Annotated in this window: 23 protein-coding genes, 1 pseudogene and 1 riboswitch; of the genes and pseudogenes, 15 read left to right on the forward strand and 9 right to left on the reverse strand. The window is 72.5% G+C overall.

Annotated elements, in window-relative coordinates:
- Positions 1–60 precede the first annotated feature (60 nt).
- Positions 61–906, forward strand: a complete 846-nt coding sequence (locus FDO69_RS23910) for a spermidine synthase (RefSeq protein WP_170320936.1) — start codon at positions 61–63, stop codon at positions 904–906.
- Here FDO69_RS23910 and FDO69_RS23915 read toward each other — a convergent pair.
- Positions 868–2,172, reverse strand: a complete 1,305-nt coding sequence (locus tag FDO69_RS23915; protein WP_104781907.1) for an MFS transporter — start codon at positions 2,170–2,172, stop codon at positions 868–870. The genes FDO69_RS23910 and FDO69_RS23915 overlap by 39 nt on opposite strands.
- 323 nt (positions 2,173–2,495) lie before the next feature.
- The gene (locus FDO69_RS23920; RefSeq protein WP_104781908.1) at positions 2,496–3,518 is read right to left on the reverse strand and encodes a DUF8017 domain-containing protein; all 1,023 of its coding nucleotides are present in this window, start codon (positions 3,516–3,518) and stop codon (positions 2,496–2,498) included.
- Positions 3,519–3,693: 175 nt separating this feature from the next.
- On the opposite strand from FDO69_RS23920, the gene FDO69_RS23925 reads away from it, so the two are divergent.
- On the forward strand, positions 3,694–4,131 hold the full coding sequence (locus FDO69_RS23925; protein WP_104781909.1) for a DUF4442 domain-containing protein: 438 nt from the start codon (positions 3,694–3,696) through the stop codon (positions 4,129–4,131).
- 88 nt (positions 4,132–4,219) lie between these two features.
- On the opposite strand, the pseudogene galU reads toward FDO69_RS23925, so the two are convergent.
- A pseudogene (gene galU, locus FDO69_RS23930) lies at positions 4,220–5,167 on the reverse strand (UTP--glucose-1-phosphate uridylyltransferase GalU).
- A gap of 342 nt (positions 5,168–5,509) precedes the next feature.
- On the opposite strand from galU, the gene FDO69_RS23935 reads away from it, so the two are divergent.
- The 3 genes from FDO69_RS23935 to FDO69_RS23945 all read left to right on the forward strand — a co-directional run bounded on the left by FDO69_RS23935 (position 5,510) and on the right by FDO69_RS23945 (position 10,688).
- Positions 5,510–7,384 carry an RICIN domain-containing protein gene (locus FDO69_RS23935; RefSeq protein WP_234388059.1) on the forward strand — a complete coding sequence of 625 codons (1,875 nt, stop codon included), beginning with the start codon at positions 5,510–5,512 and terminating at the stop codon, positions 7,382–7,384.
- A 196-nt stretch (positions 7,385–7,580) separates the two neighbouring features.
- Positions 7,581–9,977, forward strand: a complete 2,397-nt coding sequence (locus tag FDO69_RS23940; protein ID WP_104781911.1) for a phosphoketolase family protein — start codon at positions 7,581–7,583, stop codon at positions 9,975–9,977.
- Between the two features lie 72 nt (positions 9,978–10,049).
- Positions 10,050–10,688, forward strand: coding sequence for a DedA family protein (locus FDO69_RS23945; RefSeq protein ID WP_104781912.1), 639 nt, complete (start codon positions 10,050–10,052; stop codon positions 10,686–10,688).
- Between the two features lie 79 nt (positions 10,689–10,767).
- Here the strand turns inward: FDO69_RS23945 and FDO69_RS23950 are convergent, their stop codons facing one another.
- Positions 10,768–11,295: a gamma carbonic anhydrase family protein gene (locus tag FDO69_RS23950; RefSeq protein ID WP_104781913.1), complete on the reverse strand. Its 528-nt coding sequence runs from the start codon at positions 11,293–11,295 to the stop codon at positions 10,768–10,770.
- Between the two features lie 112 nt (positions 11,296–11,407).
- Between FDO69_RS23950 and FDO69_RS23955 the strand changes: the two genes are divergently transcribed.
- Positions 11,408–12,205 carry an acyltransferase gene (locus FDO69_RS23955; RefSeq protein WP_104781914.1) on the forward strand — a complete coding sequence of 266 codons (798 nt, stop codon included), beginning with the start codon at positions 11,408–11,410 and terminating at the stop codon, positions 12,203–12,205.
- Positions 12,206–12,215: 10 nt separating this feature from the next.
- Here FDO69_RS23955 and FDO69_RS23960 read toward each other — a convergent pair whose 3' ends face one another.
- The gene (locus FDO69_RS23960; protein WP_104781915.1) at positions 12,216–13,073 is read right to left on the reverse strand and encodes a DMT family transporter; all 858 of its coding nucleotides are present in this window, start codon (positions 13,071–13,073) and stop codon (positions 12,216–12,218) included.
- 97 nt (positions 13,074–13,170) lie between these two features.
- On the opposite strand from FDO69_RS23960, the gene FDO69_RS23965 reads away from it, so the two are divergent.
- Positions 13,171–13,743: an XRE family transcriptional regulator gene (locus FDO69_RS23965; protein ID WP_104781916.1), complete on the forward strand. Its 573-nt coding sequence runs from the start codon at positions 13,171–13,173 to the stop codon at positions 13,741–13,743.
- A gap of 21 nt (positions 13,744–13,764) precedes the next feature.
- On the opposite strand, the gene FDO69_RS23970 is transcribed toward FDO69_RS23965, so the two are convergent.
- Positions 13,765–14,865: a cation diffusion facilitator family transporter gene (locus FDO69_RS23970; RefSeq protein ID WP_104782082.1), complete on the reverse strand. Its 1,101-nt coding sequence runs from the start codon at positions 14,863–14,865 to the stop codon at positions 13,765–13,767.
- Between the two features lie 63 nt (positions 14,866–14,928).
- Here FDO69_RS23970 and FDO69_RS23975 point away from each other — a divergent pair, with 63 nt between their 5' ends.
- Entirely contained in the window at positions 14,929–15,288 is a 360-nt protein-coding gene (locus FDO69_RS23975; RefSeq protein WP_167526673.1) for an ArsR/SmtB family transcription factor, read from the forward strand.
- A gap of 119 nt (positions 15,289–15,407) precedes the next feature.
- On the opposite strand, the gene FDO69_RS23980 is transcribed toward FDO69_RS23975, so the two are convergent.
- The 3 genes from FDO69_RS23980 to FDO69_RS23990 all read right to left on the reverse strand — a co-directional run bounded on the left by FDO69_RS23980 (position 15,408) and on the right by FDO69_RS23990 (position 18,840).
- Positions 15,408–16,631 (reverse strand): 4-hydroxybenzoate 3-monooxygenase, encoded by a 1,224-nt coding sequence (locus tag FDO69_RS23980; protein ID WP_104781918.1) that lies wholly within the window; start codon positions 16,629–16,631, stop codon positions 15,408–15,410.
- 22 nt (positions 16,632–16,653) lie between these two features.
- The gene (locus FDO69_RS23985; RefSeq protein WP_104781919.1) at positions 16,654–18,258 is read right to left on the reverse strand and encodes an APC family permease; all 1,605 of its coding nucleotides are present in this window, start codon (positions 18,256–18,258) and stop codon (positions 16,654–16,656) included.
- A gap of 153 nt (positions 18,259–18,411) precedes the next feature.
- Positions 18,412–18,840, reverse strand: coding sequence for a CoA-binding protein (locus FDO69_RS23990; RefSeq protein WP_104781920.1), 429 nt, complete (start codon positions 18,838–18,840; stop codon positions 18,412–18,414).
- A gap of 98 nt (positions 18,841–18,938) precedes the next feature.
- Positions 18,939–19,099: riboswitch (cobalamin riboswitch) on the forward strand.
- Positions 19,100–19,173: 74 nt separating this feature from the next.
- Between FDO69_RS23990 and FDO69_RS23995 the strand changes: the two genes are divergently transcribed.
- The 7 genes from FDO69_RS23995 to FDO69_RS24025 all read left to right on the forward strand — a co-directional run bounded on the left by FDO69_RS23995 (position 19,174) and on the right by FDO69_RS24025 (position 24,763).
- Complete coding sequence (locus FDO69_RS23995; RefSeq protein ID WP_420878537.1) at positions 19,174–20,199, forward strand: ABC transporter substrate-binding protein; 1,026 nt, start codon at positions 19,174–19,176, stop codon at positions 20,197–20,199.
- Positions 20,196–21,248 (forward strand): FecCD family ABC transporter permease, encoded by a 1,053-nt coding sequence (locus FDO69_RS24000; RefSeq protein ID WP_420878533.1) that lies wholly within the window; start codon positions 20,196–20,198, stop codon positions 21,246–21,248. The genes FDO69_RS23995 and FDO69_RS24000 overlap by 4 nt, the downstream gene beginning before the upstream one ends.
- Positions 21,245–22,042 carry an ABC transporter ATP-binding protein gene (locus FDO69_RS24005; RefSeq protein WP_104781922.1) on the forward strand — a complete coding sequence of 266 codons (798 nt, stop codon included), beginning with the start codon at positions 21,245–21,247 and terminating at the stop codon, positions 22,040–22,042. The genes FDO69_RS24000 and FDO69_RS24005 overlap by 4 nt, the downstream gene beginning before the upstream one ends.
- Positions 22,043–22,360: 318 nt before the next feature.
- Entirely contained in the window at positions 22,361–23,077 is a 717-nt protein-coding gene (locus FDO69_RS24010) for a hypothetical protein (RefSeq protein ID WP_170320937.1), read from the forward strand.
- Entirely contained in the window at positions 23,074–23,616 is a 543-nt protein-coding gene (locus tag FDO69_RS24015; RefSeq protein WP_104781924.1) for a SixA phosphatase family protein, read from the forward strand. Before FDO69_RS24010 ends, FDO69_RS24015 begins: the two co-directional genes overlap by 4 nt.
- 122 nt (positions 23,617–23,738) lie before the next feature.
- Positions 23,739–24,023: a hypothetical protein gene (locus FDO69_RS24020; protein WP_104781925.1), complete on the forward strand. Its 285-nt coding sequence runs from the start codon at positions 23,739–23,741 to the stop codon at positions 24,021–24,023.
- Between the two features lie 113 nt (positions 24,024–24,136).
- Positions 24,137–24,763 carry a YigZ family protein gene (locus FDO69_RS24025; protein ID WP_104781926.1) on the forward strand — a complete coding sequence of 209 codons (627 nt, stop codon included), beginning with the start codon at positions 24,137–24,139 and terminating at the stop codon, positions 24,761–24,763.
- Positions 24,764–24,862 lie beyond the last annotated feature (99 nt).

The raw sequence follows: 24,862 nt of genomic DNA on the forward strand, positions 1-24,862 counted from the left end.
GCATATCGGAACAGCCCCGCGCCCCTCAAGGGGGCGTGGCAGCACAGGCACAATGAGAAGGTGAATGAGCCTGTACCAGTCGCCCGGTCCGTCGACCACGGGTTTGCCAAGCTGATGCCCGACGTCGACCGGGAGCGGGCCTGGCTGCTGACCGTGGACGGGGCGCCGCAGTCCTACGTCGATCTCGACGAACCCGCGCATCTGGAGTTCGAGTACACCCGGCGGCTCGGGCATGTGCTGGATGTCGTGGCCGAGCCGGGGCGGGCGCTGGACGTGGTGCATCTCGGGGGCGGTGGGCTCACGTTGCCGCGGTACGTGGCCGTGACCCGGCCGGGGTCGCGGCAGGACGTCGTAGAGGCCGACAGGGGGCTGCTGGCGCTGGTGGCGGAGCATCTGCCGTTGCCGGAAGGCGCGAGCGTCGCCCTGCACGCGGCGGACGCCCGGGCCTGGCTGGAGAACGCTCCCGCGGCCTCGGCGGACGTCCTCCTCGCGGACGTCTTCAGCGGGTCGCGGGTACCGGCCCACCTCACCTCCGTCGCCTATGTCCGCGAGGCCGCGCGAGTGCTGCGGGGGAGCGGGACCTACCTCGCCAATCTCCCCGACGCCGCGCCCTTCGCCTTCTTGCGGTCGCAACTCGCCACGCTGGCCACCGCCTTCGAGGAACTCGTGCTGATCGCCGAGCCGGGTGTGCTGCGGGGGCGGCGGTTCGGCAACGCCGTGCTCGTCGCCGGGCATCAGCCGATCGACGTCGCCGCGCTGGCCCGACTCACCGCCGCCGACGCCTTCCCGGCCCGGGTCGAACACGGCACCGGCCTGCGGGAGTTCATCGGGGGTGCGCGGGCGGTGCGGGACGCGGACGCCGTGCCGTCACCCGAGCCCCCCGACGGGGCGTTCGGCATCGGCTGACGCGGCGTCCGAGCCGCCCTGGGCGATCGGTGTGGTCCGGCGGCGCAGATCGCGGACGTCCGGCACGCACAGCACGGCCGCCGTGACCAGGACGACCAGGCCGGCGCAGCCCCACAGGGCGGCAGTGCGGCCGAAGGCGTCCTCCGCCGGTCCGGCCGCGGCCGTGGCGAGGGGGACCAGCGCGACGGAGCCGAACCAGTCGTACGCCGCGACGCGGGAGAGCTTGTGCTCGGGGATCTCCTGGTGCAGGGCCGTCATCCAGGAGACGCCGAACACCTCCACCGTCGCGCCGGCGAGGAACATCACCCCGTACAGGACACCGGTCGGCACCGGGACGGCCAGGGCGGCCGAGGGCAGGGCCAGCGGGAACACGCAGAGGGTGCCGGCGAGGAGCAGGCGGCGGGGTTTCCAGCGGGTCATCAGCAGCGCACCGGCCACCGTGCCCGCACCGAAGGCGCCCAGGGCGAGTCCCCAGGGGCCCGCGCCGCCCAGGTGGTCGCGGGCGACGAGCGGGCCGTAGACCGCGTCGGCGGCGGCCACGACCGCGTTGGCGATGGAGAACTGGACGACGATGCCCCACAGCCAGGGGCGGCCGGCGAACTCGCGCCAGCCGTCCCGCAGATCGGCGAGCAGGCCGCCGCCCGGGGCCCGGGGCGGGATGTGGCCGACGTCGAGGAAGGCCCGCAGTGCTCCGGCGAGCGCGAAGGCCGCCGCGTCCGCCGCGAGCACCCAGCCGGGCCCGATCGCCGCGACCATGGCGCCGCCGAGCGCGGCACCGCCGAGGGCCGCGCCCTGCATCGCCATCCGGAACATGGCGAAGGCGCGGCCCGCGTTCTCACCGTCGACCGAGGACATCAGCATGCCCTCGGCGGCCGGGCTGAAGAAGGCCTGACCGGTGCCGCCGAGCGCGGCCAGCACCATCATGTGCCACAGCCGTGGCTCCCCGGTCAGCACGAGCACGGCGAAGGCGGCCTGCGAGAGGCAGTTCAGGACGTTGGCCGCGACCATCACATGGTGCCGGGGCAGCCGGTCCGACACGGCGCCGCCGATCAGCAGGAACAACACCAGCGGCAGGGTCCGCGCCGCCGCCACCAGGCCGACGTCACCGCCGTCACCGCCCGCTTCGAGGACGGCGAACGCCGACGCCACCAGGGCGCCGTGGCTGCCCAGGCCGGTGACGACCGCGGCCGCGGTCAGCAGGGAGTAGTTGCGGCCCGCCCAAGCGGGTCTGCGGGGGATCCGGGAGGAGGCGGTGGGGGACGTCACCGGCAGACTATCGCCGCCCGGGGCCCCTCCCGCCAAACCATTTGCGCGGCGTGACGGCGCATCGCTGACTTGATCTCTTACAAGAACAACAAGGTGCACGCCTACTGGGACTGCACCAACTCCTCGGGCAACCCGTGGGTCTGCATCGGCAGGCGCCACGTGGACGACGACGCCATCAGCGGGCGCAGCTGCCAACGTGGACGACGACGCCATCAGCGGGCGCTGGGTCTGCCGCAGGTCCATGAGGAGCTGACCCTCGGGCGATGCTCCGGTGAGCCGGGCCCGCCCCTGTCGCAGGGGCGGGCCCGTTCCGTCGCTCCGGGTCAGCCGCCGGTCGGTTCGCCGTTCAGGCGGACCGTGCTGAGGATCTTCATGATGGTCTTCTCGGGCACCTCGCCCTTGACGCCCTTGGCACCGTAGAAACTCCACGCGACGAAGTCGCCGGCGGAGTTCTTGAAGCCGAACGTGACCGCCTTGCCGTCGCTCGCGCACTTGCCCTTGTCGGGCGTGTTCTCCGAGTGCGCCCAGGCGACGCTGCCCTTCACGCCCGAGGCGGTCGTGTAGGGCTTGGCCTTGTCGTCGGCCTTGACGCTCTTCTTGTCCGGCTGCGTATAGCCGCCGTACACCCACCAGGCCACCTGGTTGACCGCGACCTCGTCCGTGTTCTTGGCGCCGTCGGCGCCCTTGGTGCCCGCCCCGGCCAGGGACTCGGTCTCGGTCCTGCCGTCCTTGTTGTCGTCGCTCGTGCACCACTTGGACTTGTAGAACGCCGGTGCCGACATGATGATCAGCGGCTTGCCGTCGTCGGACTTCTCGTCCTCGAAGAAGACGGACGAGGTGGGGGAGGCCACCTCCCAGTCCGCGGGGACGTCGAAGGCCGTGCCCCACTTGGGGTTGACGACGACTTTCCAGCCCTTGACGGTGGGCTGCGCCGCCTCGCCGCCGCGGGGGTTGTCGTCCGAGGCGGAGGCGCTCGGCTCCTCGGCCGACGGGCTCGTCGCGACCTTGTCGTCCTTGCCGTTCTTGCCGCCGTCGGCCGTGTCGTCCTTGTCGCCGCCCAGCACCAGGAAGCCCGTGACACCGGCCGCCACGACCACCGCGGTGGCCGCGATGATCGCGACCAGCTTCGTCCGGCTGCCGCCGCCACCGCCCTGCGGCTGCTGCGGGGGCTGCGGCGCGCCGGCCGGCCCCGGGGCGCCCCACTGCGGCTGCTGCCCATAGGGGTTGGGCTGCTGCTGGTATCCCGGCTGCTGGTAGGGATTCGGCTGCTGGTATCCCGGCTGCTGGTACGGGTTGTTCGCTTGCGGGTTCTGCTCGCCCCCGGGCGGCTGCTGTCCTGGCCACATGGGCAGCAACCCTAGCCGCGCCCCGGACACGATTCGGTCACCGCCCGTGGACGGAGACGTAGCAACCCGGAGACAGTCCGGTGTGGATGTCGTGCGCAGGGATGCGGCGGTCGTCACACCGCCCTGGCCAGGCGTCTCTACTCGTGAGTAACATTCCGGCATGAGCGCAGACCAGATGTCCATCGGCGAGATGCTCGCCGCCACGGTGCCCATGGCCCGGACCCTGAACCTCGAGTTCCTGGAGACCTCGCCGGACCGGGCAGTGGTGTCGCTGCCGGACCAGGGCGAGTACCACAACCACGTGGGCGGCCCGCACGCCGGTGCGATGTTCACGCTCGGCGAGTCCGCGAGCGGGGCGATCGTGCTGGCCGCGTTCGGCGACCAGCTCTCGCGCGCTGTGCCGCTCGCCGTCAGCGCCGAGATCTCCTACAAGAAGCTGGCGATGGGCGCCGTCACGGCCACGGCCACCCTGGGCCGCCCGGCCGCCGAGGTCGTGGCGCAGCTGGATGCCGGGGAGCGCCCCGAGTTCCCGGTGGCCATCGCCATCCAGCGGGCCGACGGTGCCGTGACCGGCGAGATGACCGTCGTGTGGACCCTGCGGCCCAACGGCTGATCCGGCAGCAGGTTCCGCGTCGACCCGGTCCTCGGCACCGGCTGAGGCGCCCCGGCGGGGAGCGGGCCGGGTGCCGGGGCCTCGCGGGTCAGGCCGCCGCGTCCCGCTGCCCTGGGAGCGCGCCGTCGAGCTCCCCGAGGAAGACCCGGAGCCACGCCACGAACTCCGGCCCCAGGTCGGGTCGTGCGCAGGCCATCCTGACCACCGTGCGCAGATAGTCGGCCTTGTCGCCGGTGTCGTGGCGCAGGCCCCTGAAGACCACTCCGTGCACCGTGCCGTCCGCGGCCATCTCCTGCAGGGCGTCGGTCAGCTGGATCTCGCCGCCCCGGCCCGGCGGGGTGCGCTCCAGGACGGGAAAGACCGCCGGATCGAGGACGTAGCGGCCGATGACGGCGTAACGGCTGGGCGCCTGACGCGGGTTCGGCTTCTCGACCAGGCCCGTGACGCGGACGAGGTCCTCCTCGCCGGTCGGTTCGACGGCGGCGCAGCCGTACCGGTGGATCTGCTCCGGCGGGACCTACATCAGGGCGACCACGCTGCCGAGCCTGCGGTCGCGGATGTCGAGCATCCGGCTCAGCAGCGTCTCGCGCGGGTCGATCAGGTCGTCGCCGAGGAGGACCGCGAAGGGCTGGTCGCCGACATGGCGGCGGGCACACAGCACGGCGTGGCCGAGGCCGAGCGGGTCGCCCTGGCGGATGTGGTGGATGCTCGCCAGCCGCGCCGGATCGCGCACGGCGTCCAACCGCACGGTGTCGCCCTTGGCCGTGAGGGCCTGCTCCAGTTCCAGGGCGTGGTCGAAATGGTCCTCGATGGCCCGCTTGTGACGGCCGGTGACCATCAGGACGTCGTCGAGTCCCGCCGCTGCCGCCTCCTCGACGACGTACTGGATGGCGGGCTTGTCGACGACCGGCAGCATCTCCTTGGGTGTCGCCTTCGTGGCGGGCAGGAAGCGGGTGCCGAGGCCCGCGGCCGGGACGACCGCCTTGCGGACGGTGCGGGCGGGGGCGGAAGGGTGGGGGGCGATCATGCGGCTCATGCTGACGCGGAGAGCTGAGCGTGCGCCGGGAGCCGCATGGGAGCGCGCTGTGAAGTTGAAGATTGTGTGGAGCAACCGCCCTTGAGTGCGCACAACTTGCGCCCCTCAGCGCCCGGGATTTCGAAAGCCGGTGCGGATACCGCCGGTAACATATCTGAATTCTTCTCGTTTTGAACTTGGGTCATCCAACTCCTTGTTACCTGTCAGTCGTATGTGCGAAAGTGAGCCGGCTCACAGCCGAGTCCGCAGCTGACGCGGCACAGGTATGCACCAATCACCCACCTGCTTTCCGACGGACGCGCAATTTCGCCTGCCGTTCCGCGGCTGGAAGGAAATGGTTCCGTGCAATCCCCCACCCCCCCACGCCCGCCGTACGCGCCACGACCCGGAGCGGGACCCGCGGAGTCCGACCGCAATCTCCTCGCCCGGGTCGGCGAACCTGCCGAAGGGCCGCGCGCCGTCGCGCTGTTGCTGGCCCGGCACTGGCGCGCGGTCTACGAATACGCCGTGATCTGCCTGGCGTCCTCCGAGGACTCCGCGTCGATGGCGGCGGCCGCCGCCTTCCGCAGGGAACTAGCCCGGCCGGGCGGCGGAGCCCTGCGTCCACGGCTGCTCACCGCCGTCCGGGAGACGGTCGGACAGTGGGCCGCCGACGACGGAATTTCCGAAGTACTGCCGGAACTCCGCAAAGCCGTCGGCGCCCGCGGCCTGCGCGCCGCCCGCCCCGGGACACCCGAAAGGCGGCGTCTCGCGGAGCGCGCTTTCCGTAGCCTTCCGGGGGCTTCTCAATGCCTTCTCTGGCACACGGACGTCGAGGCCGAACCCATATCCGTACCGGCCGGTCTGCTGGGAGTGGACGCCGGCACCGCGTCGGCCGCTCTGGAGCAGGCGCGCGAGCAATTCAGGTCGGGGTGCGTACGCGCCCACCGGGAACTCGCGCCGACGCAGGAATGCCGCTACTACAACCGTCTGCTGGACGTTCCCATGCGTCGCGGCGGGGCGCTGCTTCCCGATGTGCAGCGGCATCTCATGGCATGCCGCTACTGCCGCCACGCCGCCGAACAACTCAGTCATTTCGAGGGCGGTCTGGAGGACCTGCTCACCGAGACGGTGCTCGGCTGGGGCGCCCGCCGCTACCTGGAATCACGGCCGGGCCGCGTCGCGGGCCAGGGCGCCCTGGCCTCCGGCGGACGCCACCGCCTGCGGCCCCGTGCCCTGCCTGCGGCCGGTCGGCCCGGGGCGCCGAGGAGGCACGCGAAGGCGCTGGCCGCCGCGGTCGGGGTGACCTCCCTCGTGCTGCTCGCGACCCTGCTCGCCGCCCGGGGCTGGACCGAGGAGGGCGGTACCGCCGACCCGCAGGCCACCTGGGGCGCGGTCAGCGGCCACTCCGTCGATCCGGACGGTGCGGGGCCCTCGTCCGTCGGACCGGACTCCGTCGCGCCCTCGGCCGCCGCTTCGCCGTCGGCCGCCTCCGCCGGCAACGTCGCCGAAGTGGCCCGGGGACGGCTGCGCAACCTCGACGAGGGCCTCTGCGTCGACGTCCTGGGTGGACGCGCCCTGGCCGACGCCCGCATCGTGCTGACCGCCTGCTCCGCGGGTGGGTCCCAGCAGTGGTCCTACCAGGACGACGGCGTCCTGCGCAGCGCAGCCGACCCCACCCTGTGCCTCGGCTCCGACACCGGCAAGGGCACGGTCGCCCTGGCCGGGTGCCTCGTGCACGCGGGAGTCGTCCGCTACGACCTGACCGTGCGCGGTGAGATCCTGCCGCGCGGCGGCAAGGGTCTGGCCCTCGCTCCCGGGAAAGGCCGGAACGTGATCGTCACCGACCGTGACGGATCCGGGGCGCAGCGGTGGACACTGGAACCGGCCGCAGTCCCCCGCGGGCCAGGGGAGTCCCGGGAGAAGCGGGCGCAGGAGGCTCCGCGGGAGAGCCGCCCGGAGCGCGAGCAGCGGCCGTACGACAACGCCCCGCCCGGGCACCGGCCCGAACCGCCGCGCACCCAGTCCGGGGAACCGCCGCAGGAGCGGTACGAGACGCGGTTCGCGCAGGTGGACTGCTGCGGGAAGGCCGATTCAGGGGGCGGCGGGGCAGACGGGGCCGGGGCTGATGGGGCCGGTGGGTCCGCGCCGCAGGCCGGCTCCGGCGTCCTCGGACGCACGCCGGCCACCGTGGCCGACGCCGTGACGACGCTGCACTCCGCGGCGCGCTTGCCGTAGGAGCGGTACGGGACCCCGCCTGGGGGCGTCCGAGCAGGGATCGTCGCCGTCCCTGCGGGTTCGGCCGCGGCCGAACCCGCAGGGCGGATGCCCGTCAACCCGCAGGGGGTGCCGGATGGTCGACAGGCGCCTGGCATCGAACCGGAACAAACTGGTACTCCTCCTGAGTCCGCCCGCAGAACCCAGGGAGTCATCCATGCCCGAGGCCCCGCGCCAGGACAGCAGGACCGACAGCAGGACCGCGCCGACCGACGAGGAACTGCGTACGCTGGACGCCCACTGGCGGGCCGCCAACTACCTGGCGGCCGGTCAGATCTACCTGCTGGCGAACCCCCTGCTCACCGAGCCGTTGCGGCCCGAGCACATCAAGCCGCGGCTGCTCGGCCACTGGGGCACCTCACCCGGGCTGAACCTCGTCCACACGCATCTCAACCGGGTGATCAAGAACCGGGGGCTCGACGCCCTGTGCGTCTGGGGCCCGGGCCACGGCGGGCCGTCGGTTCTCGCCAACTCCTGGCTGGAGGGCAGCTACAGCGAGAAGTACCCGGACGTGTCCCGGGACGCGCAGGGCATGGAGCTGCTGATGCGGCAGTTCTCCTTCCCCGGCGGCGTGCCCAGCCATGTCGCCCCGGAGGTGCCCGGCTCGATCCACGAGGGCGGCGAGCTCGGCTACTCCCTCGCCCACGCCTACGGCGCCGCCCTCGACAACCCGGACCTGCTCGTGGCCTGCGTGATCGGCGACGGCGAGGCGGAGACAGGGCCGCTGGCAGGGTCCTGGCACGCCAACAAGTTCCTCGACCCCGTCCACGACGGTGCCGTCCTGCCGATCCTGCACCTCAACGGCTACAAGATCGCCAACCCGACCGTGCTGTCCCGCATCCCCGAGGAGGAGCTCGACGCGCTGCTGCGCGGCTACGGCCACGAGCCGATCCACGTCATCGGCGACGATCCGGCCATCGTCCACCGCGCCATGGCCGAGGCCATGGACACCGCGCTCGACCGCATCGCCGCCGCACAGCACGCCGCCCGCGAGCAGGGTGCGACCGGGCGCCCGCGCTGGCCGGTGATCGTGCTGCGCACTCCCAAGGGCTGGACCGGCCCGGCCGAGGTCGACGGTGAGCCGGTCGAGGGCACCTGGCGCGCCCACCAGGTGCCGCTGTCCGGTGTCCGCGACAACCCGGAGCACCTGCGGCAGCTGGAGTCCTGGCTGCGCTCGTACCGGCCCGAGGAGCTGTTCGACGCGGAGGGCCGCCCGGTCGCGGACGTCCTCGCCTGCGTCCCCGAGGGCACCGGGCGTCTCGGCGCCACCCCGTACGCCAACGGCGGCCTGCTCGTCCGTGACCTGCCCATCCCGTCCCTGGACGACTTCGCCGTGCCCGTCGACAAGCCCGGCACGACCATGCACGAGCCGACCCGGGTCCTCGGCGACCTCCTCGCCCGGATCACGCGCGACACCGCCGACCGCCGCGACTTCCGCCTGGTCGGCCCGGACGAGACCGCCTCCAACCGGCTCCAGGCCGTCTACGCCGCCAGCGGCAAGGCCTGGCAGGCCGGGACCCTGCCCGTGGACGAGCACCTCGACCGGCACGGACGGGTGATGGAGGTGCTCTCCGAACACCTATGCCAGGGCTGGCTGGAGGGCTACCTGCTCACCGGCCGGCACGGGCTCTTCTCCTGCTACGAGGCGTTCGTGCACATCGTCGACTCCATGGTCAACCAGCACATCAAGTGGCTGCGCACCTCCGGCAGGCTGCCCTGGCGGGCCCCCATCGCCTCCCTCAACTACCTGCTGACCTCCCATGTGTGGCGGCAGGACCACAACGGCTTCTCCCACCAGGACCCCGGCTTCGTCGACCACGTCCTCAACAAGAGCCCCGAGGTCGTCCGCGTCTACCTCCCGCCGGACGCCAACACCCTGCTCTCCGTCGCGGACCACGCCCTGCGCAGCCGCGACTATGTGAACGTGATCGTCGCCGGGAAGCAGCCCTGCTTCGACTGGCTGTCGATGGACGAGGCCCGGGTGCACTGCGCCCGGGGCGCCGGCATCTGGGAGTGGGCGGGCACCGAGGACGGCGCCGAGCCCGATGTCGTCCTGGCCTGCGCCGGTGACGTCCCCACCCAGGAGACCCTGGCCGCCGCCCACCTGCTCCGCCGGTACCTGCCCGAGCTGACCGTCCGGGTCGTCAACGTCGTCGATCTCGCCCGGCTGCTGCCTCAGGGCGAACACCCGCACGGCATGAGCGACTTCGAGTACGACGGGCTGTTCACCACCGACAAGCCGGTGATCTTCGCCTACCACGGCTACCCGTGGCTGATCCACCGGCTCGCCTACCGCCGCACCGGTCACCAGCACCTGCACGTGCGCGGCTACAAGGAGGCCGGCACCACGACCACGCCGTTCGACATGGTCGTCCGCAACGACCTCGACCGCTACCGCCTGGTCATGGACGTCATCGACCGCGTCCCCGGCCTCGCGGTCCGCGCCACGGCCGTGCGCCAGCGGATGGCCGACGCGCGCACCCGCCACCACGCCTGGATCCGTGAGCACGGCACCGACCTGCCCGAGGTCGCCGAGTGGAGCTGGAACGCCTGAGCCCCGAGGGACGTCCTACAAGCCGGTAGGCTTCCCTGGGCACGCAGGGAAGCTCAGCGAAAGGAACCGGCGTTGCACGTCCAGGAGTGGCTCGAAACCGTACCCGCGGTCGCCGTATACGCGCTGGTCGGGCTGGTCATCGGCCTGGAAAGCCTGGGCATCCCGCTGCCGGGCGAAATCATTCTCGTCTCCTCGGCGCTGCTCGCGTCCCAGAACGGCGAGATCGACCCCGTCGTCCTGGGCGCCAGCGCCACGGCCGGCGCGATCATCGGCGACTCGATCGGCTACGCCATCGGCCGCAAGGGCGGGCGGCCCCTGCTGGCCTGGCTGGGCGGCAAGTTCCCCAAGCACTTCAGCGAAGGCCACATCGCCACCGCCGAGCGCTCCTTCGAGAAGTGGGGCATGTGGGCCGTCTTCTTCGGACGCTTCGTCGCCCTGCTCCGCATCTTCGCGGGCCCCCTCGCCGGTGTGCTGCGCATGCCGTACTGGAAGTTTCTCATCGCCAACGTCCTCGGCGGCATCGTCTGGGCGGGCGGCACGACGGCTGTCATCTACTACGTCGGCATCGTCGCGGAGTCCTGGCTGAAGCGCTTCTCGTGGCTGGGCCTGGTGGCGGCGGTCCTGGTGGGCCTCACGTCCATGCTGGTGATCAAGCGCAGGGCGAAGAAGGCGGGCCAGAACCTGGAAGCGACCGGGGAGCCGGCGGCCTAGGGGCGCGCGGCTGTATCGATGTGCGGCTCCGCCGCGCGGGAGCGCGACCAGCCCTCACGGCGCTGCAGCCGCCCACAACCTATGCATGCACATCCCGATGCGCCTTCGCCAACTCGGCGTACATCGTGCCGTTGAGGGTGACGCCCTGCCGCTCCTCCTCCGACAGCTCCCGCCGGACCTTCGCGGGGACCCCCGCCACCAGTGACCCGGGGGGCACGACCATGCCCTGTGGCACCAGCGCCTGCGCCGCGACCAGCGAACCGGCCCCGATCACGGCGCCGTTCAGGACCGTCGCCCCCATGCCGATCAGACAGTCGTCCTCGACCGTCGCCCCGTGCACCACCGCGTTGTGCCCGATGCTCACCCGCTCACCCACGCTCACGGGAAACCCCGGATCGGCGTGGAGGGTGCAGTTGTCCTGGACGTTGCTGCTCGCCCCGACGGAGATCGCCTCGACGTCGCCGCGCACCACGGCTCCGTACCAGACGCTCGCCCCCGGGCCCAGCGTCACGCCCCCGATCACCGACGCCGTGGGCGCCACGAACGCCGTCTCATGGATCTCCGGCTCCCTGCCGCCGATCCCCGTGATCATCGCCCGCTGCGCCATGTCCGCCTCCAGGAACGTCGTAGACAACGCGCAAACCGTACGCCACCCGGTGGGGCGAAGATCACAGGCCTCCGACGCCGCGGCCGGAGCTACCGCTGAGTACCGTGAGGTCGTGCCGAAGCGCAAGAACACGTTCTCATCCTGGCGGCGGGGCCTCGCGCAGCGCGCCGTCCACACGGGCTGGGCCTGGCTGCAGCGCACGGGCTCCGTCACCGCGGAGCACCCCGGCCGCTACCGCTTCGGCGCGATGGGAACGAGTACCAGACTTGCCTTCCCGCTCGGCACGGTTTTCGGCGAACCCTGGATCCACCTCGGCTCCCACTGCATCGTCGGCGAGCAGGTCACCCTCACCGCGGGCCTGATGCCCGACCTCGACCTCGGCCCCGACCCGATCCTGCGCATCGGCGACGGGGTCGTCCTGGGCCGCGGCAGCCACGTCATCGCGGACACGACGGTCACGATCGGCAGCGACTGCTACTTCGGCCCGTACGTCTACGTCACCTCCACGAACCACTCCTACGACGATCCGCACGAGCCGATCGGCAAGCAGTGGCCGCGCATGGAACCGGTCGAGATCGGGCCCGGCTGCTGGATCGGCACCGGGGCGGTGATCCTTCCGGGCGCGCGGATCGGGCGGAACGTGGTGGTGGCCGCGGGAGCGGTCGTGCGGGGCACTGTGCCCGATCACGCCGTGGTGGCGGGCGCCCCCGCCCGCGTGGTACGCCGCTGGACCCCGGCCGACGGCTGGCAGCCGCCGCTGCGCACCCCCGCGCCGGTGCCGATACCGGAGGGTGTCACCCCCGAGCAGCTCCGCGCGCTGGCGGACCTGGACGAGGAGACGGCGGCCCGGCTGGCCGAACTGGACGAGGAGACGGCGGCCGGTCTCGCGAAGCTGGAGCCGGGTTCCTGAACCGCCGGGCTCAGCCCGACGCGAGCAGTACCGTCCCGACCAGGGCGAGCCCGGCTCCCGCTGCCTGTACCGCCCGCAGCCGTTCCCGCAGGACGCCCCGCGCCGCCACGGCCGTCACCACCGGGTACAGAGAGGCCAGCACGGCGGCAACCGTCACCGGGCCGTGCTGCGCGGCGATCGAGTACGTGCCGTTCGCGGCGACGTCCGCGAGGCCGACGAAGGCGAGGGCGGGAAGGGAGCGCCAGGGGAAGCCGTCCGCCGGGAGCGCGGGCGATCCGCGCCGCACCGAGACATGCAGTGCGAGGCCGCCCGCGGCGACGTTCGTCACCCGCTGCACGAACAGGGCGAGGAACAGGCCGGTCAGCGTCGTCGACGCCTCGGCGATCAGAGCCATCACCGCGCCGAAGCCGAACGCCGCGAGCAGGGTCAGGGCGATGGCCTGGCGCTGGACCGGGGCGCCACGCAACTGCGGACCGCCGGCCAGGCACACACCGGCGACGGCCACCAGGATGCCGACCAACTGCAGCAGGCCGGGGCGCTCGCCCAGCACCAGGCCGACCCCGACCGGCACCGCCACACCGATGGAGCCCAGCGGTGAGACCACGCCCATCGGGCCGAGCGCGAGGGCCTTGTAGAAGGCGAGCATCGCCACCGGCCCGACCAGCCCGGCCGCCACGGCGAACCACAGCTGCGGCCCCGCCTCGCTCCAGCCGCCGGTCGCCACCACGACCGCGCCGAGCACCACCACCGCGATCGACTGCGAGACCACCACCACCGTGAGGGCGGGCGTGCGGCGGGTCAGCAGACCGCCGCCGAAGTCGGCCAGCCCCCACAACAGGCTGGTGGCCAGGGCGAAGAGCGCTGTCATGGGACGGATACCTCGCAGTACAGTGCAGTGAACGATCAGGTCAACCACACCGTAGTGCAGTCCGCTGCACTATGCCATACAGAATATTGGACGGAACGTGTCGGACCTCGACCTGCTGACCCAGTCCCTGGCGCGGAGCGTCAAGCATTGGCGCGCGGTGCGCGGCTTCACCCTGGACGTGCTCGCCGCCCGGGCCGGCGTCAGCCGCGGCATGCTCATCCAGATCGAGCAGGCCCGCACCAACCCCAGCCTCGGCACCGTCGTCAAGATCGGCGACGCGCTCGGCGTCAGCATCACCACCCTGCTCGACTACGAGCAGGGCCCGAACGTCCGCATCGTCCCGGCCGAGCAGGCCGTACGGCTGTGGCACACCGACGCCGGCAGCTACAACCGGCTCCTCGCGGGCACCGAGGCCCCCGGGCCGCTGGAGATGTGGGACTGGCGGCTCATGCCCGGCGAGAGCAGCCCGTCGGACCCGCACCCCGCCGGCACGACCGAACTGCTCCACGTCACGGCGGGCGAACTGACCCTCACCGTCGACGGCGTCGAGCACCGCGTGCCCGCGGGCGCCAGCGTCCACTTCGAGGCGAACGTCCCGCACACCTACGGCAACACGGGCGACGCCCCCATGGAGATGGTCATGGCCGTCTCGGTGCCACCCGTGACCTGAGCCGGTGACACAGCCGCTGACCTACGCCGCCATGTGGTGGGCCAGCGGGAGATGGGGGTCGCTCTCGCCCGGGGCCGGCTCCGGGTCCGCGTGCACCAGGGCCGCGGTCAGACGCGGTACGGCGTGCAGCAGCGCGTGCTCGGCGTCCACGGCGATGCGGTGGGCCTCGCGCACCGTCACCCCGCCGTCCACCACGACCGCCACCTCGGCGCGCAGCCGGTGGCCGATCCAGCGCAGCCGCAGTTCACCCACCCCGCGCACCCCGGGCACCTCGGTCAGGGCCCGCTCGGCCCGGTCCACCAGGGCCGGGTCGACGGCGTCCATCACCCGGCGGAACACCTCCCGGGCCGCGTCCCGCAGCACCAGGACGATCGCCGCCGTGATCGCCAGCCCGACGATCGGATCGGCCGGCTGCCACCCGAGGGCCGAACCGCCGGCGCCCAGCAACACGGCCAGCGACGTGAAGCCGTCGGTGCGGGCGTGCAGACCGTCGGCGACCAGCGCGGCCGAGCCGATGGAGCGGCCGACGCGGATGCGGTAGCGGGCCACCCACTCGTTTCCGGCGAAGCCGGCGACAGCGGCCAGGGCGACCGCCGGGAGGTGCTCGACCGGGCGCGGGTCCAGCAGCCGGTCGATGGCCGTCCAGCCCGCGAAGACCGCGGACGCCGCGATCGTCAGCACGATCACGAGCCCGGCCAGGTCCTCGGCGCGTCCGTAGCCGTAGGTGAAACGTCGTGTGGCCGCGCGCCGTCCCAGCACGAAGGCGATGCCGAGCGGGACGGCGGTCAGCGCGTCCGCGGTGTTGTGCACCGTGTCCCCGAGCAGTGCCACCGACCCCGAGACGGCCACGACGGCCGCCTGGACCAGCGCCGTCACGCCGAGCACGGCGAGCGAGACCCACAGCGCCCGCATCCCGCGCGCCGAGGACTCCAGGGCGGAGTCGACCTTGTCGGCGGTCTCGTGGGAGTGCGGGGCGAGGACGTGGGCCATCCGGTGACGCAGGGAGTGCCGGTGGCCGTGGGCGTTTCCATGGTCGCGCCCGTGCGAGGGCCCATGAGCGTGGTCATGGGGGTGGTCGTGAGGGTGGTCATGACGGTGGGTGTGCTCGTGCCGTTCGCTCACGTGGATCCCCTTCCGGTGCGCGCGGGAGTGGACGTACCCGTGCCGTGCCGCCATTATGTGCGTATGAGCGCACGCATGCACCTGTCATCTGCGCACGATGCGCATCCGCGCAGCCCGGGCGAGGAGCAGTTCGCTCTTGCCGCGGAAGTCCTCGCCCTGCTGGGGGACCGGACCCGGCTCGCCCTGCTGCACGCGCTGACCGGGGGAGAGGCCGACGTCACGACACTCACGGGGGTGTGCGGGGCGGCCAGGCCGGCCGTCAGCCAGCACCTGGCGCGACTGCGCCTGGCGGGTCTGGTGAACACGCGCAAGGAGGGCCGCCGGGTCATCTACTCACTGCGCGACGGTCATCTGCGCCGGCTCGTCGACGAGGCATTGAACGTGGCCGACCACCGGCTCAGCGACCACCCCCTGCACGACTGATCAGGGCTCGCTCGGTAACGCCGCCGTCCCGATGCGCACGGTTGGCTCGGTAGCGCGTCGCCGTCCCGATGTGCACGGCTGGCTCGGTAGCGCCGCCGTCCCGACGAGTACGGGCCCGCTCAGTAACGCGCCGCCGTCCCGAGGTACTGCTCGGCGAAGGCCGCCGCCGCGGTGGGGGAGGTGAACAGACGGCGCAGCCGGGCGAGCGCGGTGCCCGCGCGGAACGGGTCGTCCGCCGCCGTGCCGTGAAACACCTCGGACAGCCACTGCGAGAACTCCTGGTAGTCCCACACACGCCGCAGGCACGCCTGCTCGTAGCCGGCCAGACCGCTCTCGTCACCCGTGGTCAGCCGGGCGACCAGGGCGTCGCCCAGCAGGAATGCGTCATGCAGGGCGAGGTTCATGCCCTTGGCGGCGATGGGGGCGACCAGATGGGCCGCGTCACCGGCGAGGTGGAGCCGGCCGTGCACCATCGGCTCGACCACGTAGTCGTGCATGTCCAGCACGCGCTTCTCGATCAGCCGCCCCTCGGTCAGCGGGGGCACGCCGGCCGCTCCGAGCCGCTGCTGGAGCTCCGACCACACGCGGTCCTGCGGCCAGTTGTCCGGGTCGTCGCCCGGCGGGCACTGGAGGTAGTAGCGGGTCACCTCCGGGCTGCGCGGCATCTGGCCCGCGAACCCGCGCGGGTGGCAGCCGAACAGCACGCAGTCGGCGGACGGCGGCGCCTCGGCGAGCAGGGCGAGCCAGCCGATGCCGTAGTCGTGCCGCGCGATCCGGACCCGCTCGGGTGGCAGCGAGGCCCGGGTCGCTCCGCGTGCCCCGTCGCACCCGGCGACGAAGTCGCAGTGCACCACCCGGAGTTCACCCGTCTCGGGGCAGGTGTACGACACCGACGGCCGGTCGCTGTCCACATCGTGCAGCGCCACGTCCCGGACGCCGAAGCGGATATCACCGCCGCGGACGTCGGCGTACTCGCGCACCAGGTCCGTCACCAGCAACGGCTGCGGATAGACGAAGTGATGACTGCTCGTCAGCTCGCCGTAAGGGAACCGGTAGCGCTCCCCGTCGAAGCGGAACTCGCAAGCGGTGTGCAGGTCCGCGCGGTCCAAGAGGTTCCGGGCGAGGCCCCGCTTCTCCAGGGCCCGTACGGCCCATTCCTCTATGACCCCTGCGCGGGGCCGCTGTTCGATGAACTCGCGGGTCTGCGTCTCCAGCACGAGACAGTCGACGGAAGCGGCCCGCAGGATGTTGCCGACCGTCAGACCTGCCGGACCGGCGCCCACGACAACGACTGGGAAACGTTGCGGGGCGCCGGAGTCGGCGGGCGGAGAGGCGTGGGTCATGCGCACATTATGGAGTCCGGTCTCAGTGGACCGGCACCTCCGTGACGGCCACCTCCTCGATGCTCCGCTCGATCTCCCCGGACAGGGAGGCCGAGGACCGGGCCCAGTAGTAGATCGCCAGCGAGAACACCGCGATGACCAGCATGTCCCACCACAGCGCGAGGTGCCCCTGGCCGCCGAAACCGCCCTGCCAGGAGATGACGCCCATGCCCAGCAGGTAGGCGGGCAGCCACTGGGCGGCCTTCCAGTCGAGCCGGGGCGCGTCGGGCAGGCCCTTGCTCGTGGCATACCAGGCGTAGCCGCCGAGCAGGACGTAGCCGAGGACGATGGCCACGCCGAGCCGCCACAGGGTGTCCCAGGTGGACCAGTAGATGATGAGGTTGGCCACCACGAACGACAGGGGCGAGAGGACCTTCCCGCCGGGCAGGCGGTAGGGGCGTTCCCGGTGCGGCAGCCGGTCCGCGAAGACGCCGTAGGCCAACGGGGCACCCGCGTACATCAGCACGCTCGCCGAGGTGATGAAGCCGACCAGCTGCTGCCAGCTCGGGAACGGCAGGAAACAGACCACGCCCGTCACGAAGGACACGATCAGCCCGAACCAGGGCACGCCGCGCGCGTCGGTGCGGACGAACAGCTTCGGCGCGTAGCCGTTGCGGGCCAGTCCGTAGGACACCCGGGACGTGGCCGTCGTGTAGATCAGGCCGGTGCCGCCCGGGGAGACCACCGCGTCCAGGTACAGCACCACGCTCAGCCAGCCGAGGCCCAGCAGGGTCGCGAGCCCCGCCCACGGGCCGCTGATGCCGGGGTAGTCGAGCTTGGTCCAGCCGTGTGCGAAGGAGCCCAGCGGCAGGGCGGCGATGAAGACGACCTGGAGCAGGACGTAGATGGCCGCTCCGATGGCGACGGAACCGATCGTCGCGCGCGGCAGGTCCCGCTGCGGGTCGCGGCTCTCGCCCGCCAGCTGGATCGCCTGCTCGAAGCCCAGCAGGGCGAAGATGATGCCGCTGGAACTGACGGCGCTCAGCACACCGTGGGCGCCGAACGGTGCGAAGCCGTGCTCGGTGAAGTTGCCCGGGTGGAAGTTGCCTGCCGCGATGATGAAGATCGCGGCCAGCGGCACGGCCACCTTCCACCAGGTGGCGGCGCTGTTGGTGTGCGCCAGGATCCGCACCCCGAGGAAGTTGACGACGACGAACACGGCCATCAGGACGACCGCGACGACGAAGCCGCTCGTCGTCAGCGTCCCGTCCTTCGCGTGCTGGAAGCCCTGCGCCCAGTGCCAGTGTCCGGCGTAGCCGATCATGGCCTCGACCTCGATCGGTGCCACCGTCGCGGCCTGGAGCCAGGCGAACCAGCCGAAGGACATGCCGGCCAGTCCGCCGAACGCGTAGTGCGGATAACGGGCGGTGCCGCCGGCGACCGGGAACATGCCGCCGAGTTCCGCGTGCACCAGAGCCAGCAGCACGATCGCCACGGCACCGATGAGCCAGGACAGGATCGCCGCGGGGCCGGCCGCCACGACGGCCTTCTCGGCGCCGTACAACCAGCCCGAGCCGATGATGGAGCCGACCGAGGCCCACATGAGCCCGATCAGCCCGACGTCCCGGCGCAGGCCGTCTCTTTCCATGAATTAAGGGGCCTCTCATAGAGAACTCGGAGAGTTCAGCGAGTAAGAGGCCTCAGATTAGGAATCGACCGCCCGGAGACAGAAGGCGAGTTGTGCAGCCTTGACCGGACACCGGAAGCCTTGACCGGCTGCGGGCATTTCCTGGAAAACGCTTCAGGATTCCTGTACGCGGTGATGAGGCAGCCGTGGGATCTCGATTGCCGGACAGCGGTCCATCACCATCTCCAGGCCCGCCGCACGGGTCCGGTCGTACGCCGCCTCGTCGATCACGCCGAGCTGGAACCAGACGCCCTTCGCGCCCTTGGTCACCGCCTCGTCCGCGACGGCCCCGGCGAGGTCGCTGTTCACGAACACGTCCACGACGTCCACGTCGAAGGGGATGTCCGTCAGGCTCGCGTACCCCTTCTCCCCGTGCACCGTCTCTGCCTTCGGGTGCACCGGCACGACGCGCTTGCCGAAGCGCTGGAGCACGGCGGCGACGCCGTACGCGGCGCGCTGCCGGTTCGACGACAGGCCCACCACGGCCCAGGTGTCGCCGAGCTCGGTGAGGATCCTGCGGACCGTTGCCTCGTCGCCGTACACCGGCGGCCTCCTCAAAAAGTCGTGGACGAGTTGCCTACCGTTCAACGGCGCCGGGTGCGCGGTGATTCCCCGGATTGCCCCCGTGATAGCTTGCCGGGGCCAGTCGAACCCATGTACGTGGGTCAGGGAATCCGGTGCGAATCCGGAACTGACGCGCAGCGGTGAGGGGGACGGGCGGGGCCTCGGCCACTGGACTCCTTCGCGGACGTCCGGGAAGGCGCCCCGACCCGGGTGAACCCGAGTCCGAAGACCTGCTGGCGGCCCCCGCGGCCGCGCGTGGCGGGGGAGCACCGTACGACCGGGCTCCGCGACCGAGCCCTCGACGACTGAGGACTGGTTCCCGTGCCCCTCGCCCGCCCCGCCCGTGCCGCCGTCCTGCTCGCGGCCGGCTCCCTGCTCCTGACCGGCTGCGGCGGGAGCACGTCCACCGGCGCGAAGGCCGCCGTCACCCTGACCGACTGCGGGCACGAGGTCCGCGTCGCCGCCCCGCCGCGGCACGCCGTGTCCCTCAACCAGGGCACCACCGAGATCCTGCTCTCCCTCGGTCTCGCCGACCGCCTGGCGGGCACGGCCACCTGGACCGACCCCGTGATGAAGGGGCTTCAGAAGGCGAACGCGACGGTACCGCGCATCGCCGACGACACCCCGTCCTTCGAACGCGTCCTGGACACCGAGCCCGACTTCGTCGCCGCGTCCTTCGTCTCCACCCTCGGCAAGGGCGGCGTCGCCACCCGCGAGCAGTTCGAGAAGCTCGGCGTCCCCACCTACGTCTCCCCGTCCGACTGTGCCGGCAAGGACAACTCGGGCGGCGGCGACGGCACCCGCGGCAAAGCCCTGGACATCGGCACCGTCTACGGCGAAGTCCACGACCTCGCGACCGTGTTCGGCGTGCCCCAACGCGGCGACGACCTCGTGGCCTCCCTCCAGAAGCGCATAAAGAAGGCCACGCAGGGCGTCGACGCCTCCGACGTCACCCTCCTCTACTGGTTCGCGAACTCCGAGTCGCCCTACATGGCGGGCTGTTGCGGAGCACCCGGCATCATCACCCGGGCCCTCGGCGCGAAGAACGTCTTCGACGACACCCACGAGGAGTGGCCACAGGTCAACTGGGAGACGGTCGCCGACCGCGACCCCGACGTCCTCGTCATCGGCGACCTGACCCGCGAGTCCCAGACCGCCGAGTCGGCCGCGAAGAAGATCGCCTTCCTGGAGTCCAACCCGGTCACCAGGACCATGGACGCCGTCCGGCACAAGCGGTACGTGCTGCTCAGCGGGCAGGCCATGAACCCGACGATCCGCACCGTCGAGGGTGTGGAACAGGTCGCGGCCGGGCTGCGCCGGTTCGGGCTGGTGAAGTGACCGCCCGCGAGCAGGAGCTGCCGGCCGCCGGGCCCGGGCGCCGGGCCGGGCTCGCGCTGGGCCTGGCCGGGGCCGTCGCGCTCGTGGCCTCCCTCGCCGTGGCCATCACCATCGGCCCCGCCGACCTGGGCGTCGCCGACGTGTGGTCCGTCGTGGCCGCCCATCTCGGCTTCGGCGGCTCGGGCCTGACACCGATCCGGGACGGGATCGTCTGGCAGCTGCGACTGCCGCGCACTCTGCTCGCCGCCGTGTGCGGGGCCGGACTGGCCGTGTGCGGGGCGGTGATGCAGTCCCTGCTGCGCAACCCGCTCGCCGACCCGTTCGTGCTCGGGGTGTCCTCGGGCGCCTCCACCGGAGCGGTCCTCGTCGTCGTGCTCGGCGTGGGCGGCGGCGCCCTCCCGGTGTCCGCGGGCGCGTTCCTCGGCGCCCTGCTGTCCTTCGCGCTGGTGCTCCTGCTCAGTCACACCCTCGGCGGCACCACCGACCGGGTCGTCCTCGCGGGCGTCGCCGCCATGCAGCTCTTCTCCGCGCTCACCTCCTTCGTCGTGATGACCTCCGCCGACGCCGAGACGACCCGCGGCGTGCTGTTCTGGCTCCTCGGCTCGCTCGGCGGCGCCGGCTGGACCGACGTATGGCTGTGCCTGGCCGTGCTGGCGGTGGCGCTGGTGGTGTGCCTGTCGTACGCCCGGACCCTCGACGCCTTCGCCTTCGGGCAGGAGGCGGCCGCCGCGCTCGGGGTGTCCGTCGCCCGGACCCGCCTGGTCCTGCTGTGCGTCACGGCCCTGCTCACGGCGGCACTGGTCAGCTCCGCCGGGGCGATCGGCTTCGTCGGACTGGTCCTGCCGCACGCCGCCCGGGCCCTGACCGGCCCCGGGCACACACGGCTGCTTCCGGTCACCGCCCTCGCGGGAGCGGTCTTCCTGGTGTGGGTGGACACCCTGGCCCGTACCGTCCTGGATCCGCAGGAGGTCCCGGTGGGGGTCGTGACGTCGCTGATCGGCGTGCCGGCGTTCGTTGCGGTGCTGTACCGGACCCGGAGGGTGCGGTGAGCGGCGCGGGGGCGTCGGCGGGAGCGGGGCTGCGGGCCGACCGGGTCAGCCGCCGTGCCGACGGGCGTCTCATCCTGGACGGCGTCGCCCTCGCGCCGGAGACCGGCTCCACGGTCGGCGTGCTCGGCCCCAACGGCTCGGGCAAGTCCACGCTGCTGCGGCTGCTGGCCGGGCTGCTCGCGCCGTCCTCGGGAGTCGTCACCCTCGATGGCACACCCCTTGCCGAGCTGCCCCGCCGCACGGTCGCGCGCCGCCTGGCGGTCGTCGAGCAACAGTCGGACACCCAGGTCGAACTGACGGTCGAGGACGTCGTGCGGCTGGGCCGCGTCCCGCACCGCCGCGCCTGGACGCCCCCCTCGGCCGACGACGAGCGGGCGGTGCGCGCCGCCCTGGAGCACACAGGTCTCGCCGACCGGGCGGGCCGGCTCTGGCACACCCTCTCGGGCGGCGAACGCCAGCGGGTGCAGATCGCCCGCGCGCTCGCCCAGGAACCCCGCGAACTCCTCCTCGACGAGCCCACCAACCACCTCGACATCCACCACCAGCTCGACCTGCTCGCCCTGGTCACGGCCCTGCCCGTCACCACCGTCGTCGCCCTGCACGACCTCAACCTCGCGGCGATGTACTGCGATCGGGTCGTCGTGCTGTGCGCGGGGAGGGTGGTGGCGGCGGGCCCCGCGGGAGACGTCCTCACGGCGGAGCTCATCGCCGAGGTGTACGGGGTGCGGGCCGCCGTCAGCCGGGAAGGGCCCGAAGGGCGGCCTCATGTGCGGTTCCTCGGAACCCTGAACTGAGAGGAACGGCCCGTCCCCACGCCACGGGGTGGGTCACCGACGCCAGGGTGGGTCACCGAGGTCAGGGTGGTCACCCACCCCGCGGGTGGTCACCCAGCTGACCGACCGGCGCATCGGCGAGTGCCTCGAAGGGCTCGAGCCACGGGTGGTCACCCACGCCACGGGTGGTCACCCACGCCACGGGTGGTCACCCACGCCACGGGTGGTCTCCCACCCCGCGGGTGGTCACCCACGCCACGGGTGGGCTGATCGCGCCACGGTGGCCGGAAAACGCCCGGCCTGCCTGCGCGGGCCCGTCCGCCCGCCTACGCTCGCCTCGTGCTGCGCATCATCGACGCCCGAACCCGTGAGCCGGTCGACGCCGCCCCGGCCCGCCGGGGCCTGACCCGTGTCCAGGTGCACGCGTCGGACTCCGGCACGACGGACCTGCGGGTGCTGCTCGTCGGGGACCTGCTCGTGCGGACCCTGGAACTCGGAGGCACACCGGTCTGGGCACTGCTGACCGGCGGCAACCGGCAGGCGGAGCTGCGCGCGGGCGCCACGACACTCGGCATCCGCCCGTTCGAGGACAGCCCCGACGTCGGTGCCGGTCTGGGCGAGTCCCAGGTCGTCCATGTCGCCGCCGAGGGCGAGACGGTACCGGACGGGGTGCGGATCGCCGTCGCACCGGTCGAGCCGGGCTCGCCGGAGCACGGCGACCCCGCCGCCCTGCGCCTCGCCCTGATCACCCGGCACCACAGCGCCCCGGTCCGGCTGGAGCCCGCCGGACTCGACGAGGCGGGCGCCACCCTCGCCCGCTGGCGCGCCGCGGTCGCCCGCTGGGCCCGACAGCCCTCGCGGCCCGTCCCCGACGGCGTCCGGGAGCGGATGCGCGAAGCCTGGGACGACGACCTGGACGTGCCGCGGGTGCTGGACATCCTGCGCGAGGTCGAGACCGAGCCGGAACTGGCGGACGGCGCCCGCTTCGAGACATACGCCTACGCCGACCGGCTCCTCGGCCTCGACCTCGCCCGCGACCTGGGATCGCCGTCATGATCGCCCGCAGCAGCGCCGGCCCGATGCGCCGCCTGATCGTGCTGCGGCACGCCAAGTCGGCCTGGCCCCTGGACGTCGCCGACCACGAACGCCCCCTCGGGCCGCGCGGCCGCCGGGACGCACCCGCGGCGGGGCGGGCCCTGGCCGACGCCGACCTGCTGCCGGACCTCGCACTGTGCTCCACCGCCGTCCGCGCCCGCCGGACCTGGGACCTGGCCGCCGCCGAGTGGGGCACGCCCCCGCCGGCCCGGCACGACCGGCGCCTGTACGCCGCCGGTCCGTCCGGCCTGCTGGCCGTGGTGCACGAGGTGCCCGCCGAGGTGGAGAAGCTGCTGCTGATCGGGCACAACCCCGGGCTGGAGGAACTGGTCCTGGCCCTCGCCGGTGACGGCCTCGACGACACCCTGGAGCAGGTCCGCACGAAATTCCCCACCTCTGCGATCGCCGTCCTGTCCTGGCACGGCACGACCTGGCAGGCGCTGGCCCCCGGCGTCGCGCTGCTCACGTCCGTGACGGTGCCCCGGGGCGCCGAGCACTAGCCCGGGCCCCGCACGGGCATGGGGCCTTTCCGGTGATGTGCGCCGGGCTTGCGCTGCGCATCCCTTCCGCGGCGGGTATGGCGTCTGAGCGAACGCCTTGCCGACCCATGAGGAGACCAGTCATGCACGCAGTGATCCGGCGGTACGAAGGGGTGACCGACCCGGCCGAGGCGGGTCGCCGGGTGAACGAGGAGTTCCTGCCGCTCGTCCGCCAGGTCAAGGGGTTCGTGGCCTACTACTGGGTCGACGCCGGCGGCGGGGTGATGGTGTCCACCGGTGTCTTCCAGGACCGGGCCGGCGCCGAGGAGTCGACCGAGAGAGCCGGGGACTTCGTACGGGAGCGGCTTGCCGAACTGCTGCCGCATCCGCCCCAGGTCACGGCCGGCGAGGTCGTGGCCCACTCGTAGCGGAGGTCTCGGCGGTACCGGCCGACCTGGGGTGTCATGGGCCGACCTCCCGGGGCCCCGGAGAGACAGCCGCCCCGTCGGGACGCTCCCGACCAGGGGATTAGGCTGGCCGGATGCAGGACGAATACCGCACGGTGGCCGGTGCCGGCGTGCACGAGACCGAGGTCAGCCGCTCCCGCTTCCTGTGCGCCCTCGCCCCGGCCGCCAGCGAGCAGGAGGCTCAGGACTTCATCGCCTCGGTCCGCAAGGAGCACGCCGACGCCTCCCACAACTGCTGGGCCTACGTCATCGGCGCCGACGCCTCCGTCCAGAAGGCGAGCGACGACGGCGAACCCGGCGGCACCGCAGGCGTCCCCATGCTCCAGATGCTGCTGCGCCGCGACATGCGGTACGTCGTGGCCGTCGTCACCCGCTACTTCGGCGGGGTCAAACTCGGAGCGGGCGGACTCATCCGGGCGTACGGCGGGGCGGTCGGCGAGGCCCTGGACGCCCTCGGCACCCACACCCGCCGCAGGTTCCGGCTGGCCACGGTCACCGTCGACCACCAGCGGGCCGGCAAGCTGGAGAACGACCTGCGCACCACCGGGCGCGAAGTCCGGGACGTGCACTACGGCGAGGCGGTCACCATCGAGGTCGCCCTCCCGGACTCCGAAGTGGACGCCTTCCGCTCCTGGCTCGCCGACGCCACCGCAGGCACGGCCGGTTTTGAAACGGGCGGGGAGGCGTACGGGGACGCCTGAGGGAGGCGCACCTCGAACCCCGCCGGCTACGCGCGTACGGCAATGACCTGCTGCACCGCCCGGTTGCGGACATATCCCCTGAATTGCTGCCGGACGTGC

Source organism: Streptomyces tibetensis, from assembly GCF_007655005.1.
In the GTDB taxonomy this organism is placed as follows: Bacteria; Actinomycetota; Actinomycetes; order Streptomycetales; family Streptomycetaceae; genus Streptomyces; species Streptomyces tibetensis.

What these genes read in the sequence shown, in the direction of transcription:
- FDO69_RS23940 (WP_104781911.1), top strand. Translation starts at nt 7,581, where the DNA reads ATGCCCGAGGCCCCGCGCCAGGACAGCAGGACCGACAGCAGGACCGCG.
- FDO69_RS23950 (WP_104781913.1), bottom strand. Translation starts at nt 11,295, where the DNA reads ATGGCGCAGCGGGCGATGATCACGGGGATCGGCGGCAGGGAGCCGGAG.
- FDO69_RS24015 (WP_104781924.1), top strand. Translation starts at nt 23,074, where the DNA reads ATGATCGCCCGCAGCAGCGCCGGCCCGATGCGCCGCCTGATCGTGCTG.
- FDO69_RS24020 (WP_104781925.1), top strand. Translation starts at nt 23,739, where the DNA reads ATGCACGCAGTGATCCGGCGGTACGAAGGGGTGACCGACCCGGCCGAG.
- FDO69_RS23975 (WP_167526673.1), top strand. Translation starts at nt 14,929, where the DNA reads ATGAGCGCACGCATGCACCTGTCATCTGCGCACGATGCGCATCCGCGC.
- FDO69_RS23960 (WP_104781915.1), bottom strand. Translation starts at nt 13,073, where the DNA reads ATGACAGCGCTCTTCGCCCTGGCCACCAGCCTGTTGTGGGGGCTGGCC.
- FDO69_RS23920 (WP_104781908.1), bottom strand. Translation starts at nt 3,518, where the DNA reads ATGTGGCCAGGACAGCAGCCGCCCGGGGGCGAGCAGAACCCGCAAGCG.
- FDO69_RS24025 (WP_104781926.1), top strand. Translation starts at nt 24,137, where the DNA reads ATGCAGGACGAATACCGCACGGTGGCCGGTGCCGGCGTGCACGAGACC.
- FDO69_RS23925 (WP_104781909.1), top strand. Translation starts at nt 3,694, where the DNA reads ATGTCCATCGGCGAGATGCTCGCCGCCACGGTGCCCATGGCCCGGACC.
- FDO69_RS23980 (WP_104781918.1), bottom strand. Translation starts at nt 16,631, where the DNA reads ATGACCCACGCCTCTCCGCCCGCCGACTCCGGCGCCCCGCAACGTTTC.
- FDO69_RS23985 (WP_104781919.1), bottom strand. Translation starts at nt 18,258, where the DNA reads ATGGAAAGAGACGGCCTGCGCCGGGACGTCGGGCTGATCGGGCTCATG.